Source organism: Pseudomonas sp. GW822-FHT03F08, assembly GCF_058801265.1.
This window is the reverse complement of the sequence record NZ_JBXANC010000004.1, coordinates 204,489-220,156: the sequence shown is the minus strand read 5'-3', so window position 1 is coordinate 220,156 and position 15,668 is coordinate 204,489. Positions and strand designations below refer to the sequence as shown.

Genomic DNA, 15,668 nt, shown 5'->3' with positions numbered 1-15,668 from the left:
ATGGCCACTCCCAGCGCTAGCTCCTATAACGCCGACGCCATCGAAGTCCTCTCGGGCCTCGACCCGGTGCGCAAACGCCCCGGCATGTACACCGACACCAGTCGGCCGAACCACCTCGCCCAGGAAGTCATCGACAACAGTGTCGACGAAGCCCTGGCCGGCCACGCCAAATCGATCCAGGTCATCCTCCACGCCGACCACTCGCTGGAAGTTTGCGATGACGGTCGCGGCATGCCGGTCGACATCCACCCGGAAGAGGGTGTGTCGGGCGTTGAGCTGATCCTCACCAAGCTCCATGCGGGCGGCAAGTTTTCCAACAAGAACTACCAGTTCTCCGGCGGTCTGCACGGGGTGGGTATTTCCGTGGTCAACGCCTTGTCGACCCAGGTGCGGGTGCGGGTCAAGCGTGACGGCAACGAATACGAGATGACCTTCGCCGACGGCTACAAGGCCACCGATCTGCAAGTGATCGGCACCGTCGGCAAGCGCAATACCGGGACCAGCGTGTACTTCGCACCGGACCCGAAATACTTCGATTCGCCAAAATTCTCCATCAGCCGCCTCAAGCACGTGCTCAAGGCCAAGGCCGTGCTGTGCCCGGGTCTGCTGATCAGCTTCGAAGACAAGGGCACCGGCGAAAAGGTCGAGTGGCATTACGAAGATGGCCTGCGCTCCTACCTGGTAGACGCGGTCAGCGAATTCGAGCGTCTGCCGGACGCGCCGTTCTGCGGCAATCTGGCCGGGACCAAGGAAGCGGTCGAATGGGCCCTGCTGTGGCTGCCGGAAGGCGGCACCTCGGTCACCGAAAGCTACGTCAACCTGATCCCGACGGAGCAGGGCGGCACCCACGTCAACGGTCTGCGTCAGGGTCTGCTCGACGCGATGCGCGAGTTCTGCGAATTCCGCAGCCTGCTGCCGCGCGGCGTGAAGCTGGCGCCGGAAGACGTCTGGGAACGCATCGCCTTCGTGCTGTCGATGAAGATGCAGGAGCCGCAATTCTCCGGCCAGACCAAGGAGCGTCTGTCCTCCCGTGAAGCGGCGGCGTTTGTCTCCGGCGTGGTCAAGGACGCGTTCAGCCTGTGGCTCAACGCCAACCCGGAAACCGGTCTGGCGTTGGCGGAGCTGGCAATCAGCAACGCCGGCCGTCGCCTGAAAGCCAGCAAGAAAGTCGAGCGCAAGCGCATCACCCAGGGGCCGGCGTTGCCGGGCAAACTGGCCGATTGTGCCGGGCAGGACCCGATGCGCTCCGAACTGTTTCTGGTGGAAGGTGATTCCGCCGGCGGTTCGGCCAAGCAGGCGCGGGACAAGGAATTCCAGGCGATCCTGCCGTTGCGCGGCAAGATCCTGAATACCTGGGAAGTCGACGGCAGCGAAGTGCTGGCCAGCCAGGAAGTGCACAACATTGCCGTGGCCATCGGTGTCGATCCGGGCGCCGAGGACATGAGCCAGCTGCGTTACGGCAAGATCTGCATCCTCGCCGACGCCGACTCCGACGGTCTGCACATTGCCACGTTGTTGTGCGCCTTGTTCGTCCAGCATTTCCGCCCGCTGGTGGATGCCGGTCACGTCTACGTCGCGATGCCGCCGCTGTACCGTATCGACCTGGGCAAAGAGATTTTCTACGCCCTGGACGACGCCGAGCGCGACGGGATCCTCGACCGTCTGGTGGCCGAGAAGAAGCGCGGCAAGCCGCAGGTCACCCGATTCAAGGGTCTGGGTGAAATGAACCCGCCGCAACTGCGTGAAACCACCATGGACCCGAACACCCGGCGTCTGGTGCAGTTGACCCTCGGGGAGGACTTCGCCGAGACCTCGGAAATGATGGACATGCTGCTGGCGAAGAAACGCGCCGGCGACCGCAAGACCTGGCTCGAATCCAAGGGCAACCTCGCCGAGGTTCTGGCCTGATGCGGTTTGGCTGGGCCTTGGCGGGTGCGTTGCTGCTGGGATCGATGACGGCGTCGGCGGAGCCTGTGCAAGAGTTGCGTGTGCTCGCCGAACACCCGGTCGAAGGCATGCGCGGCGGCAATCTGTCGGGGCTGGCCCTGTGCGGCAACGAGCTGTGGACGGTGTCGGATCGCGATGATGATCAGATCTACCGTCTCGATACTCGCGATCCCGTCTGGCAGGCGACTGCCGTGCGCATCGATCCGCCGCCAGTCCCCGACAGCGGTTTGCCTTGGGGCATTAAATCGCGGACCTGGGCGGCGTCGTTCGTTCGCGGCGGTGACCTGGATTTCGAAGGGATCACCTGCGACAGCGCCGGCAATCGCTACATTGTCAGCGAAGGCCATGCAGCCGTACTGCAAGTGCCGCCGCAGGGGCCGTCGTCGTGGCTGAAAATTTCGCCGATGATGGTGCGCGAAGCGCGGGCCAGTGGCCTGTTGCTGCAATTCAATGCGATCTTCGAAGGCCTGGCGATCAATCCGGCGGGCGATCAGATGTGGCTGGCCGCCGAACGGCAAAGCCGTGGTTTGTTGCTGATCAAGCGCCAACAGACGGTGTGGGACTGTGACGGTCGCTGCGTGTTGCTGAGCGAAGGCGGGATGGAAATGCAGCCGCCGCAGTTTCCCAAGGCCAGACCGGTCAATCGGGATTTTTCCGACCTGTCATTGTTCAACGGCAAACTGTTTACCCTTGAGCGCAACGCCTACCAGATCTGTCGCCGTGATCCGCAGACGGCCAAGGTCGAGCTTTGCTGGTCGTACGCGGCCGAGCTGTTACAGGGCAATCGTCGTTACGCGCAGAACTTCGGGCTGGAAGAGGCGCTGGTCGTCGATGCTCAAGGCGCCTGGATCGGCGTCGACAACAATTTTGGTCCTCGCGCCGATGGCGAGGTCCGCCCGATCGTCTGGCGCTTTGCCGCGCCTGAGGGTGGCTGGAGCGCCAAGCCATGAGTCAGCAACCGCCGGGCAAGCGCGCCGGGCGTGTGCTGATGATTCTGGCCTGGTGCGCGGCGCTGTTTCTGGCCACGCGGTTTTTCGGCCAGTGGGAAGACCGCCAGCGTAATCCCAATGCAGAGGTGACTTCGCAGCAGGGCAACGGCTATATCGAAGTGAAACTGATCGGCAACGCACAGGGGCATTTTGTCGTCAGCGGCCTGATCAACGGTCGGCCGGTGGAGTTCATGCTCGACACCGGCGCGACCGACGTGGCAATCCCGGCGGAGGTGGCGAAAAGCCTGAAGCTGGAAGAAGGTTTCGGTGTGACCCTGAGCACGGCCAACGGCCTGAGCCAGGGCTATCGCACCCGTATCGACCGCCTGCAACTGGGCGACATCGTGCTGCGGGACGTCCGCGCACTGGTGGCGCCGGGGCTGCATGGCGACCAGGTGCTGCTCGGCATGAGCGCCCTGAACAAACTTGAATTTACTCAGCGCGGCGGCACCATGCTGTTGCGCCAGACAACGAACCGATGAGGCCCGCATGAGCGACAACCTTGCAGACAGCTTAGATGGCGTAGAACGCCGGTCGCTGGCTGACTTCACCGAAAATGCCTACCTCAACTACTCCATGTACGTGATCATGGACCGTGCCTTGCCGCATATCGGCGACGGTCTGAAACCGGTACAGCGGCGTATCGTCTACGCCATGAGCGAGCTGGGGCTGGACGCCGATTCCAAGCACAAGAAGTCGGCGCGTACCGTCGGCGACGTGCTCGGCAAGTTCCACCCCCACGGCGACTCGGCGTGCTACGAAGCGATGGTGCTGATGGCCCAGCCGTTCAGCTATCGCTACACGCTGGTGGACGGCCAGGGTAACTGGGGTGCGCCGGACGATCCGAAATCCTTCGCCGCCATGCGATACACCGAAGCGCGACTGTCGCGTTATTCCGAAGTGCTGCTCAGCGAACTGGGCCAGGGCACCGCAGACTGGGGCCCTAACTTCGACGGCACCCTTCAGGAACCGCTGGTTCTCCCTGCGCGTCTTCCGAACATCCTGCTCAACGGCACCACCGGTATCGCCGTGGGCATGGCCACCGACGTGCCGCCGCACAACCTGCGCGAAGTCGCCACGGCGTGCGTGCGTCTGCTCGATGAGCCGAAAGCCACGGTCGAACAGCTCTGCGAACACATTCAGGGCCCGGACTACCCGACCGAAGCGGAAATCATCACCCCGCGTGCCGACCTGCTGAAAATGTACGAAACCGGCAAGGGCTCGGTGCGCATGCGCGCTGTGTACCACGTCGAGGACGGCGACATCATCGTCACCGCGCTGCCGCACCAGGTCTCCGGGGCCAAGGTGCTGGAACAGATCGCCGCGCTGATGCAGGCCAAACCGTCGAAAGCGCCGCAGATCGCCGACCTGCGTGACGAGTCCGACCACGAAAACCCGTGCCGCATCGTGATCATCCCGGTCAACAGCCGTGTCGATCACGAAGCGCTGATGCAGCATCTGTTCGCCAGCACCGAGCTGGAGTCGACTTACCGGGTCAACGTCAACATCATCGGTCTGGACGGCAAGCCGCAGCTGAAAAACCTGCGTGCGTTGCTGGTTGAGTGGCTGGAATTCCGCGTGCTGACCGTGCGTCGCCGCCTGCAGTTCCGCCTCGACAAGGTCGAGCGTCGCCTGCACCTGTTGGACGGTTTGCTGATCGCCTACCTCAACCTGGATGAAGTGATCCACATCATCCGCACCGAGGAACACCCGAAAGCCAAGCTGATCGAGCGTTTTGCCCTCAGCGAAATCCAGGCCGACTACATCCTTGATACCCGTCTGCGTCAGTTGGCGCGTCTGGAAGAGATGAAGCTGCGCGACGAGCAGGACGAACTGCTCAAGGAACAAGCCAAACTGCAAGCGCTGCTGGGCAGCGAAGCCAAGCTGAAGAAACTGGTGCGCACCGAGCTGTTGAAAGACGCTGAAACTTACGGCGATGACCGTCGGTCGCCAATCGTCGAGCGCACGGAAGCCAAGGCGCTGACCGAGCACGATCTGCTGCCGAACGAGAAAGTGACCGTTGTGCTGTCGGAAAAAGGCTGGATTCGTTCGGCCAAGGGCCATGAGATCGACGCCACCGGCCTGTCGTACAAGGCCGGCGACGGCTTCAAGACCTCGGCGGCGGGGCGCTCCAACCAGTCAGCCGTGGTCATCGACTCCACCGGTCGCAGTTATTCGGTGGCCGCGCACACCTTGCCGTCGGCACGGGGCCAGGGCGAGCCGTTGACCGGCCGTCTGACGCCACCGCCTGGCGCCACGTTCGAATGCGTGCTGATGCCGGAAGACGATGCGCTGTACGTGATCGCCTCTGACGCCGGCTACGGTTTCGTGGTCAAGGGTGAAGACCTGCAAGCCAAGAACAAGGCCGGCAAGGCCCTGTTGAGCCTGCCGAACAATGCCAAGGTGATCGCGCCGCGCCCAGTGGCCGATCGCGAGCAGAACTGGCTGGCCTCGGTGACGACCGAGGGTCGCCTGCTGATCTTCAAAATCAGCGATCTGCCACAATTAGGGAAGGGCAAAGGCAACAAGATCATCGGCATTTCCGGTGAACGAGTGGCCAGTCGCGAAGAATATGTCACGGACATCGCCGTTCTTCCGGAAGGCGCCACGCTGGTGCTGCAGGCCGGAAAACGTACCTTGTCGCTGAAAGCCGACGACCTCGAACACTACAAGGGTGAGCGTGGTCGCCGTGGCAATAAACTGCCACGGGGCTTCCAGCGAGTGGATGCGCTGCTCGTCGAAAACCTCAATTAAGCGGCCAGGAAGCGTTCGCACTCATTTCTCCTTCGGGAAAAATGACTGAGAACGCCTCTCTAGAGCGCCCGATCTTCGATTTAACCCGTAGATCGGCGCTTTGGCGCTGGAGTCGGAACGCATATTCACGGATGATATGGCCTTTCCAAGCGCCGGCGTGGCCGAGCGTTCTTCATATTTTTTGAGTATTTTCACTGTGGTCAGCCTTGTGGCGGCCACCTGGACGGGATGATGACTTCTCTGCGCCCCCTTATTTTCCTGCTCGCCGGCGTTCTTGGCCTGGCGGGTTGCAGCGTTCACCAGCCGGTGTCGCTGTATCAGCTGGACAGCGGAAGTCCGGCTCAGCCTGCGCAAAGCGCGGGCATGGCAGTTTTGCTGGGCCCTGTGGTAGTTGCCGACTACCTGCAACGTGAAACCCTGTTGCAGCGTCAGCCGGACGGCAGCCTGCAGGCATCGATCGACGGCCGCTGGGCCGGCAGCCTGTCTTCGGACATCGATCAGTTGCTGTTGCGTCAGGTCGCCGGCCATCTGGACAGCCAGCGTGTGGTATTGGCGCCGGCCACTCTGGGTTTCACCCCGGATGTGCAGGTGCTGTTGACCATCACGCGTCTGGATTCCGGTGTGTCGCAGCCGGCGATTCTCGATGCCCAATGGCGTCTGATCGACCGTCGTGGCCAGGTGCGTGACAACCGCATCGTCCATCTGCAAGAGCAGCACAGTGGCGGCACGGCTTCGCAGGTTCAGGCCCAGGGCCTCTTGCTGCAACGCCTGGCCGAGCAGCTCTCGGTAGCGCTCAAGCCGTTGGCCAACCAGCCACCGGTTGCCGAAGCGCCACGCAAACCGGCACCGAAACCGGCAGCGCCGGCGGCAGAAGCCGAGAAACAACCGAAGATTCCGATGGCTTCGCCGATTCGCACCGATATGGAAGTGTTTCGCTTCTAAGGCTGGATCGAGTCAGGACAGAGCCCGCCTTGTGCGGGCTTTGTCGTTTCTGGGCGTTGGTGGTACATGCATTGATGCCTGTCTCGAAAAGCTCCCCTCACCCTAACCCTCTCCCGGAGGGAGAGGGGACTGACCGAGGTGTCTTGCGTCATTCATCGACCTGCGAAGTCTTGGCGATTATGGATTTGGCGCAGAGCGGTCTCACAATTATGGATTCGGCACAGCATGTTCAGGTCGGTGTAGATCCCGAATATCCCCCTATCAGTCCCCTCTCCCTTTGGGAGAGGGTTAGGGTGAGGGGACTCCAAAGCCTGGCGAGATCACGAAAACGCCACACACAAAAAAGCCCGCAGACAATCACTCGTCTGCGGGCTTCTTCACATCAAGGCCTCAGGCCCGACGCTCATGCATCCGCGCCAGCTGCCGCTCAAGCATCGACGGATAAGGCTCCATCAATCGCTCCACACAGCAAGCCCCTTCAGGGCTGGCAATCGGCCGGATTCGTGCACGCTGGCGAATCAGCGTGTCATCACCGATCTTGCGCTCCACCAGTAGCAGGTTGCGGCTGTGTTGCGACAGCGCCAGGGCGTCCTGGGCGGAGTCGGTCAGCAGCAGGTCGATCTGGCTCAGGCCGAACAGTTCGTCGCCTAGGGTCAGGCCCAACTGCAATTGCAGGGTGATGCCGCTGTCGGCGACTTCGATCTGCAACTGGTGGCCCAGCGCTCGCAGCAGCTCGCCGCAGCAGATGGCGTTGGTCAGGTAATCGTCGCCGCTGTCTTCGGTGTGGAACAGCATCAGCGTGCTGCCATCGTTCAGGGTTTCGATTTCACCCTGATACAGCGAAGCCGCCTGCTCCAGGCAGTCACGATAGCGCTCCTGCAACTCTTCCAGACGTGCCCGCGGCAGGCGGCGAAGTTGCTCCTGCGAACCCAGTTGCACTGCCAGCACCGCGGTGTGCTGCGGCACGCTCGGGGTTGGCTTGCGAACGGCAGGTTGCGCGGGTTCGTTCAGCGATTCGTCACGCAGATCGGCAAACGGGTCTTCGTCATCGTCGTCTTCAACGGTGCTGACCACATGGCGCGGCGCAGGCTTCTGCGCGGCCATCGGGCGGCTCTCGTCAAAGCTCGGATCGCGCAGGTTGCGCACTTCGAATTCCGGCTCGACGTCGTCGTCCTCGAACTCGGGTTCCGGCTCAGGCTCGGGAATGGTTGGTTCCGGGGCGTAGCTGGCGTGCAGTTGACGGGCCAGATCGCCGATCTCGTCCTGACGCTCGATCCCCGGCGTGTATTCGTCGATCCGGCGCAGCCACACGCGCAATTGCAGCAGCGGCGTGGAGATGTGCCGGCCAAGGCGCAGGCTCAGGGCCAGGGACAGTGCCAGCAGGATCGCACTCAGGATGCCCATGCTTTGCAGGCTGATGGTCATCGGCTGCTGGAACTGATCCATGTCCAGGCTGATGCGCAGTTGCCCGGCGGTCACGTCCTGGAAGGTGATCTTGCTCTCGTACATGCCCTCGGCTTCGCCCAGCAGGCTGTGCTTGGGCCGCTGACCGGACTCGGCGAGGATGCGGTTGTCCACGCTGTAGATGGCGGCGTGGGCCACCAGCTTGTTCTTGGTCAGGTTGTTGAGCAGCACGTTGAGGCTGAGGATGTCGTTGGACACCAGCAGCTCGGTCGCGGAGGTGGCGGTCTGCGTGGTCAGGCTTTCGCCCAGCGCATCGGCCTGCTCGTGCATGGCCTGCTTGAACTGCAAGCCCATCACGCAGGCATAGATCACCAGGGCCAGGGCGACCAGGATCACGTTATGGCTGGCAATGCGCAATGCAATCGGTACACGGCGGTGGCGCAGTGCACGGAAGATCAGCAGAAAGAAGTTATCGGTTTTAACTGGCGTGGGCCGGTTCACTGAGCTCGGCTCTTTTGTCCGTGAAGTTGACGCGCAGTATAGCGACAGGCCCTAGACCGGCAAAGCGCTGGCGGTGCCCGATGGTCACTGAAAGTGGGTAGAATGCGGTTTTTTTCCAGTTGCGGGGGTGCGCGTTGCGCGAAATCGTCCTGATTAACATCACGGGAGTCGACCGTCCCGGTCTGACGGCGGCCATTACCGGTGTTCTGGCTCAGGGTGGTGTGAACATCCTCGATATCGGTCAGGCGGTGATCCACGACATGCTGTCGTTCGGCATCCTCGTGGAAATCCCCGACTCCGAGCAAGGCAAGTCGGTGCTCAAGGACATCCTGTTCAAGGGTTACGAGCTCGACCAGCAGGTGCGCTTCACCCCGGTGTCCGAAGAGGATTACCAGCAATGGGTGGGCAATCAGGGCAAGAAACGCCACATCGTTACCCTGCTGACCCGCAAGGTCACCGCCGGCCAGTTGCAGGCCGTGAGCTCGATCACCGCCAAATATGGCCTGAACATCGACCATATCGACCGTCTGTCGGGTCGCATGCCGCTGGACACGCCGGCGGACAAGGGCAAGGGTTGCATCGAATTCTCCGTGCGCGGCGAAGCTGCCGATCCGCAGGCCCTGCGCGCCGAATTCCTCAGCGTGGCCCAGGAGCTGAACGTCGACATCGCGTTCCAGGAAGATTCGCTGTTCCGTCGCAACCGTCGTCTGGCGGTGTTCGACATGGACTCGACCCTGATCGAAGCCGAAGTCATCGATGAACTGGCCAAGGCGGCCGGCGTTGGCGACCAGGTGTCGGAAATCACCGAGCGGGCAATGGCCGGTGAGCTGGACTTCCGCGCCAGCTTCAAAGAGCGTCTGGCGCTGCTCAAGGGCCTGGATGTCGGTGTACTCGATTCGATCGGTGCCTCGCTGCGCCTGACCGAAGGCGCCGAAACCCTTTTCGCCGAACTCAAGCGCCTGGGCTACAAAACCGCCATCCTGTCCGGCGGCTTCACCTACTTCGCCAAGCAATTGCAGGCCAAGCTTGGCATCGACTACGTGTTCGCCAACGAACTGGAAGTGGTCGACGGCAAATGCACCGGCGTGGCGATCGAGCCGATCGTCGATGCCCAGCGCAAGGCTGATCTGCTGAAACAGCTGGCTGAAAAAGAAGGTTTGCGTCTGGAGCAGACCATCGCCGTGGGCGACGGTGCCAACGACCTGCCGATGCTGGCGATTGCCGGTCTGGGTGTGGCGTTCCGCGCCAAGCCGCTGGTCAAGCAGTCGGCGAAACAGGCGATTTCCACCCTCGGCCTGGATGGCGTGCTGTACCTGCTGGGCTTCCGGGATCGCGACGGGCAGCTCTGACAACGGCACAGGATCGCAGCTCCCGGCTGCGGTCCTGGCTCAAAGGGATTTCCACAACGAGTCGAAATCCTCCTCGCTCCCGCCATTCTGCGCGGCCTCCAGCGAGCGATAGGCAAACTGATTGAAACTGTGGGTGCTCGCCACCCGCCGATCCAGCCCGGCGCGGTGCTCTTCGCCCTGGGTGTTGATCATGACTTTACTGCCTTCCTGAAACGGCAGTCGTGGCGCCAATAGTGTCGCGGGCAAGTCGATGGCGCTGATTTCCGGCAACAACAAACCTCGCAAGTAATGGCTGTGATCGTCCCGCGTGCGCACCAGCTGCAAGCCGCAGGGCTGGGCGTGAGGCGCCACCAGTTCGATGCCCATTTGTGTCCCGGCACCGCGCACCTGGCGGATCCAGCGCACCACGGCAATGCTCCAGCCCTGATTCGTGGTGTCCTGGATGCCGACCATCTCCCCGGTCTGCAATTCGGCGGGCACTTCTTTTGGCCACGCCAGGCAATAGCCGCCGGGGCTGTGGTTGATGACCGGCAACGCATAGGTCGGGTAATGCGGCGGGCTGTCAGCGTCGCCTTCGTCGTCAGCCAAGGGTTCGTAGCGGATTTCTTCGTAAGGCAAAAACTCGTCGGACTTGCTCTGTGGCGCGGCATCGAATGCCTGGCTCCAGCTGTCCTTTTCGCCTTGGGCCACCGCGCGGCTGAAGTTTGCGGCGCGTGAACCGGGATGCCTGAGCAGTTCGCTGAAGGTGCGTTCGCCACCCAGATAGAAGTGCAGGGCGCTCATGCCCACACATACGGTCAGGTTGCCCTGGCCGACGGTGCGCTGGAAGCTGCGCTCGGCGGCTTCGCCCCAGGTGGCGTGCAGATGTTGCAGGGTGTCGAGGGTCAGACCGGCCGGTACCGGCAGTGGTTTAGACGCATCCTGGTGCAGGAGGTGGGCTTCGATGGCATCGACCAGCGGTTGCGGATCGAAGCCGAGCAGTCCCGGCTGTTGTTCGCTGCGAAATTTGCTGCGATAGCGTGGACCTGCGTCGATCTGCGCAGAAATCGCGAATAACCCTTCACCCGAGGCGCCGGGGTGCAGTTTCAGCCAGGCACTCCACGGCTCAAGCACCTGCGCGAGTTGAGCGATCGGGTTCTGGCGCAGTTGATTGCAGCGGGCGCTGCCCAGCAGCAGAGCGGCGATGTAGGTCTGTTCGACGCTCAGTTCCCCGGCGAGGCTGGCCAGGTCATCACGGACCCGACGGTGTTGCAGCTGCAAGTCGCAGGCGCAGCGAAACAATTGGTGCAATTCAAACCACAGCTGTTCCGGCGCCGGGCTGTACAACTGCGTGGCGCGCACCAGTTGCCCTTTCAGCGCATGGGTGGCGCGTTGCAGCGCCTCGCTCAGCAGAGTCGCCCGATCCTTTGTGTATTTGGGCGCGATCCGCAGAACGATCTGTTTGTAACCGATGGCCAGTTGGCTTTGCAGCGCCTGGCACAGGTTGCTGATCTTGCGTGAACGCTCATCGAGCATGATCGCCTGATGCAGAAAGTGCCGCTCAAGGTGCTGGCAGACGAAGTACACCTCGGGCCGCAGCAGTTCCAGCAGATGCAGACGATTGTCACTGGGCGTCAGCAATTGATTGAGTTCGCCAAGGCCCTGATAAAGCTGGCGCGCGGTTTCGCCGATGTTGGCTTTCGGCAGGCCGGCGATCCAGCGCTTGAGATCGCGCGGGGTCGCTTCACAGAACGACAGGCGCAACTGAGTCGGGGTCGGGGCGCTCAGTTGTGGTCGGGATCGAGGCTCACTCATGCCGTGACCAGCTCCGGCGGCGAATAGGACGATGCCAAAAACTCTAGCAGTTGTGGTCTGTTTCGCAGACGTTTGTCAGGCTTTTTTACCGTTGGTCTGCTGGCTTGGTGCCATTTCGGCAGGCGCTACTAGGCTCTTTGGCGTGCGATCGGAAACGCACGGTTGCACGGCTTGCCGCACACGTCGGGCAGGTCTCTGAACAACTTCAAGGAGATGAGGTTCATGTCTAAATACGCAGTGGCAAATCAATGGGGCGGTAATTCGGCACCCTGGCATCCGGGTGGAACCTGGGTACTGGGCGCGCGGGACAACCAGAAAGTCGTCGCGATCGAGATCAAGTCCGGCGACGGCGGCAAAAGCTTCACCGGCACCATGACCTACGCCGGCGAAGGCCCTATTGGCTTCAAGGCTCAGCGCACTGGCCAGAACCAGTACAACGTCGAGAACCAGTGGGGTGGCAACGATGCCCCGTGGCACCCAGGTGGCAAATGGGTGATCGGCGGTCGGGATAACCAGAACGTTATCGCGTTGAGTGTCACGTCGAGTGACGGCGGGAAAAACCTCAGCGGCACCAATACCTACGCCAACGAAGGGCCGATCGGCTTCCGTGGGCAGATAGAGTAACGGCGCCAGCCAGGTCGTGTCCGCCCCTTCGCAGACGTGCGAAAGGGCGGATCAACAGGTTCAGGCGTTCGGCAATGCCAGGGCCTGGCCCATCTGTACCGGCGAGCCGGCTTTCATTTCTTCAACCCATTTCACCTGATCCGGGCCAAACAGCACGATCGCGGTCGAACCCAGCTTGAAGCGACCCAGTTCCGCACCTTTTTCCAGATGAATCGGTGCACGGGCGGCTTCGTCGTAGCGGAAGGTTTTCAGTTCGCGCTTCGGTGGAGTCACCAGGCCGGCCCACACGGTTTCAATCGACGCCACGATCATCGCGCCCACCAGCACCACGGCCATCGGCCCGCGCTCGGTGTCGAAGATGCACGCTACGCGCTCGTTGCGGGCGAACAGCTCAGGGACGTTTTCAGCGGTGGTCTTGTTGACCGAGAAGATCCGGCCCGGGATGTAGACCATTTCGCGCAGGGTGCCGGCCAGCGGCATGTGCACGCGGTGGTAGTCCTTCGGCGACAGGTAAACGGTAGCGAATTCGCCGCCCATGAACGGCGCAGCATTGGCCGCGTCGCCACCCAGCAGTTCCAGCACGCTGAAACTGTGGCCTTTAGCCTGGAAAATGCGACCGTGTTCGATCGGGCCGAGCTGGCTGATCGCACCGTCGGCCGGGCTGAGGATCGCGCCCGGTGTCTCGTCCAGAGGACGGGCGCCGTCTTTCAGGGCGCGGGTGAAGAAGGCGTTGAAGTGCTCGTAAGCGGTCACGTCCTCAACCAGCGCCAGCGACATGTCCACCTGATAACGCTTGGCGAACCAGGTGGTGAAGGCATTCTTGAACCAGCGCACGCGGCACTCGGCAATGCAGCCGGCCAGGCGCGACAGCAAGTGGTGAGGCAGCAGGTATTGGCTGATGATAAACAAACGCTCTTTCATGACTGTCCTTAAAAATCCTTAAAGCTCGACGGGGGTGTCGGGGTGGTTGCCCCATTCGCCCCAGGAACCGGCGTAGCCCTTGACCCGCGGATAACCGAGGGATTTGGCCACCAGATAAGTGAAACCGGACCGGTGATGGGTCTGGCAGTGAGTAATGATTTCTTTGTCTTTCGTGATCCCGAGGCTTTCGAGGATCTGCGGCATGTCGGTGCGGATGCGCAGCTGGCGCGCCTGATCCATGCCTGCCGTCCATTCGAAGTTGACTGCGCCGGGGATGTGTCCACCCTTGGCCGCCAGCACTTTCTCGCCGGAGTATTCAAGTGGCCCGCGAGCATCCCAGATCGCCAGGTCGGCGGCACCGAGGCGGCTTTGCAGGTATTCGCGGGTGGCGGTCGGTTCGTCGTGCAGGGTCAGGGCTACCGGACCGCCGACGGCGGGCGGGATCTGGATCGACATCGGCGAACCTTCCGCCAGCCACGCCGGCAGACCGCCGTCGAGGTAGTGGTACTTGTCGTGACCGATCACGTCGAGCAGCCAGATGAAACGTCCGGCCCAGCCACCGCCTTCGTCGTCATAGACCACGTAGACCGCGTCCTTGTGATGACCCAGTTCACCGAACAGCTCTTCGAGTTTTTCTTTTGTCGGCAACAGGCCCGGAGCCGGTGCCTGGCCCAGCTGGGTGCGCTTCGGATCGACGAAGCGTGCGCCGGGAATGTGACCCTCGGCATAGCGGGCGGCACTGGTCAGATCCACCAGAATCAGGTTGCGGGCTTCGAGGCGAGGGAGCAGGTCGCTCGGCTCGATCACCAGCGCCAGGCCAGAGAAGTCAGACATGTGAGGTCTCCAGAGCACAAAGGGGAAGGATTGTAGCTGTCATTGGCCGCGCAGGCTAAAGCTGTGCAGGGCTTTCTCGATGCACTGCGCGGTTTTGCCGAAGGCTTGCACGGTGATGTCGGCGAACGGCCCGCCACCTTGGTCGGCCACCACGATCATGATGACGCGGCCGTTGTGGACCAGCGAGCGCAGGAACAGGTGTTCGCCTCGGAACAGCGTGCGCAGCGAGGGCGGCAGCAGGGCGGAAAACTGGGCGTTGTTGTCCGGGGTGATCCGCACTTGTGCCTGCTGCGCGAGCAAGCGTTGCAACACGGTGCTTTGACTGACGACGAAGTTGAGCGCAGCGGCTTCCTTCGGCAGACCGGAAATCTGATGCACACGCAGACTGGACTGCGTGCGGTCGGCCATCAGGATCATCACCCGGCGCATGCCGCTGGCCACCAGCGCGTCGCGAGCGGCAATGGTCAAGTGCATGGCATTGGTGAAACGGCTCGGCTCGGCCAGCAGTTCGGCACATTGCCGGCGCCACTTGGCGAGGTCGTCGGCATTGGGTGCGGCGGCCGGCAGCATTCCGGCAGGCAGGCGATGGGTGCCCCACGGCCACAACAGGGAAACCGCCGGGTGCCACAGATCCGGCATCGAATGTCGGCGTGCGCTGTTGGCGGCCTGCTGGTGCAGCTGTTGTTGCACCTCGTCCATCGAGATTTGCAGATAGAGGCTGGTCAGGTATTGCCAGCGCTCGCTGTGCGGACTGTCCCAGGCCTGTTGCGCCGACAGCGCCAGGCCGTTGGCCAGCAGCACGGTGTTGGCCGGCTGATTGAGCCAGTGGCGCAGGGTCGGGTCGTCATCGAGGCGATTCTGCTGGCGTAGCGGGTGATCGACATCGCGGGCGATGCGCAAAACCTTGACCAGTTCGCGTTGCTCGGTGAGCAGCAATCGATAACCCTGCTGCACCCAGATCGGCAATCGCCAGACTTCGACCAGCGCCTCACCGATCTTCAGCAGACGCACACCGAACAATTGCTTTTCCACGTCGCGGGCCGATTCGCCCTTGTGGATAACCCGCACTTCCCACTCTTCGAGCAGTTTGGGAAAGGTCAGCGCCAGCGGCCACAGCGGCGACAGAAATAACAGACTGCCCCAATGAATGTCCTGCCACAGCCGCGCCAGGCGACTGGCAAAAAAGCCGTTGGCCTGTTGCGTGGCGTGCTGGCTGATCATCTGTATCTGGCGCAAGGCCTGGGGAATTTGTGCCTGCGGTTCGGCGGGCAGGCGAGCCAGCAGTTCTTCGGTGCGGGCGAGGCCAAGGCGATTGATCGCGACCTCAAGGTTTTCCGCCGGCGCGGTCATGCTGCCCAGGGTGTGACGGTTGGCTTCGCGAATGATGCTCAGCGCCAGCGCCGGGCTGTCCTGCATCAGGTCGGCGATGTCGCGCAGCGAGCTGCGATTATCGCGGATGGCGCGGCAGACACGATCGTGGGCTTCTTGCGGCACCGGCAGGCGTACGCCGTCGAGCAGCTTCACCCAGCCATCGAGTGTGGTGGGTTTTACGTGTGGGACGTTCGTTTCATTAGCCATGTCTGGACGAGATCTTCACTGACTGTAGACG

The 15,668-nt window shown here is 62.3% G+C and carries 12 protein-coding genes; 7 read left to right on the top strand and 5 right to left on the bottom strand.

Translation table 11 applies throughout. From position 1 onward, the window contains the following. The 5 genes from parE (at position 1) to AC1RME_RS11475 (ending at position 6,632) form a co-directional block, all read left to right on the top strand. On the top strand, positions 1 to 1,908 hold the full coding sequence (gene parE, locus AC1RME_RS11495) for a DNA topoisomerase IV subunit B (RefSeq protein WP_096819839.1): 1,908 nt from the start codon (positions 1 to 3) through the stop codon (positions 1,906 to 1,908). Further along, positions 1,908 to 2,897: an esterase-like activity of phytase family protein gene (locus AC1RME_RS11490; protein WP_096819838.1), complete on the top strand. Its 990-nt coding sequence runs from the start codon at positions 1,908 to 1,910 to the stop codon at positions 2,895 to 2,897. Before parE ends, AC1RME_RS11490 begins: the two co-directional genes overlap by 1 nt. Beyond that, positions 2,894 to 3,418 carry a retropepsin-like aspartic protease family protein gene (locus tag AC1RME_RS11485; protein WP_096819837.1) on the top strand — a complete coding sequence of 175 codons (525 nt, stop codon included), beginning with the start codon at positions 2,894 to 2,896 and terminating at the stop codon, positions 3,416 to 3,418. Before AC1RME_RS11490 ends, AC1RME_RS11485 begins: the two co-directional genes overlap by 4 nt. Positions 3,419 to 3,425: 7 nt before the next feature. Continuing rightward, on the top strand, positions 3,426 to 5,690 hold the full coding sequence (gene parC, locus AC1RME_RS11480; protein WP_096819836.1) for a DNA topoisomerase IV subunit A: 2,265 nt from the start codon (positions 3,426 to 3,428) through the stop codon (positions 5,688 to 5,690). A 231-nt stretch (positions 5,691 to 5,921) separates the two neighbouring features. Next, positions 5,922 to 6,632 (top strand): PqiC family protein, encoded by a 711-nt coding sequence (locus AC1RME_RS11475; RefSeq protein ID WP_096819835.1) that lies wholly within the window; start codon positions 5,922 to 5,924, stop codon positions 6,630 to 6,632. 390 nt (positions 6,633 to 7,022) lie between these two features. On the opposite strand, the gene AC1RME_RS11470 is transcribed toward AC1RME_RS11475, so the two are convergent. Further along, positions 7,023 to 8,537: an AhpA/YtjB family protein gene (locus tag AC1RME_RS11470; RefSeq protein WP_096819834.1), complete on the bottom strand. Its 1,515-nt coding sequence runs from the start codon at positions 8,535 to 8,537 to the stop codon at positions 7,023 to 7,025. A 134-nt stretch (positions 8,538 to 8,671) separates the two neighbouring features. On the opposite strand from AC1RME_RS11470, the gene serB reads away from it, so the two are divergent. Next, entirely contained in the window at positions 8,672 to 9,886 is a 1,215-nt protein-coding gene (gene serB / locus AC1RME_RS11465) for a phosphoserine phosphatase SerB (protein WP_096819833.1), read from the top strand. Positions 9,887 to 9,925: 39 nt separating this feature from the next. Here serB and AC1RME_RS11460 read toward each other — a convergent pair whose 3' ends face one another. Beyond that, a complete protein-coding gene (locus tag AC1RME_RS11460; protein ID WP_493091236.1) occupies positions 9,926 to 11,680 on the bottom strand; it encodes a cyclic-di-GMP receptor FimW-related protein in 1,755 nt (584 codons plus the stop codon). Between the two features lie 222 nt (positions 11,681 to 11,902). Here AC1RME_RS11460 and AC1RME_RS11455 point away from each other — a divergent pair, with 222 nt between their 5' ends. Continuing rightward, positions 11,903 to 12,304 (top strand): lectin OAA family protein, encoded by a 402-nt coding sequence (locus AC1RME_RS11455; protein ID WP_096819831.1) that lies wholly within the window; start codon positions 11,903 to 11,905, stop codon positions 12,302 to 12,304. 60 nt (positions 12,305 to 12,364) lie between these two features. On the opposite strand, the gene asd is transcribed toward AC1RME_RS11455, so the two are convergent. From asd to AC1RME_RS11440, 3 genes are read right to left on the bottom strand one after another with little or no spacing between them, the layout of a single operon-like run. Beyond that, the gene (gene asd, locus AC1RME_RS11450; RefSeq protein WP_096819830.1) at positions 12,365 to 13,225 is read right to left on the bottom strand and encodes an archaetidylserine decarboxylase; all 861 of its coding nucleotides are present in this window, start codon (positions 13,223 to 13,225) and stop codon (positions 12,365 to 12,367) included. Positions 13,226 to 13,243: 18 nt separating this feature from the next. Then, complete coding sequence (locus AC1RME_RS11445; RefSeq protein ID WP_096819829.1) at positions 13,244 to 14,059, bottom strand: rhodanese-like domain-containing protein; 816 nt, start codon at positions 14,057 to 14,059, stop codon at positions 13,244 to 13,246. A 39-nt stretch (positions 14,060 to 14,098) separates the two neighbouring features. Continuing rightward, entirely contained in the window at positions 14,099 to 15,637 is a 1,539-nt protein-coding gene (locus AC1RME_RS11440; protein WP_096819828.1) for an HDOD domain-containing protein, read from the bottom strand. Positions 15,638 to 15,668: the final 31 nt, after the last annotated feature.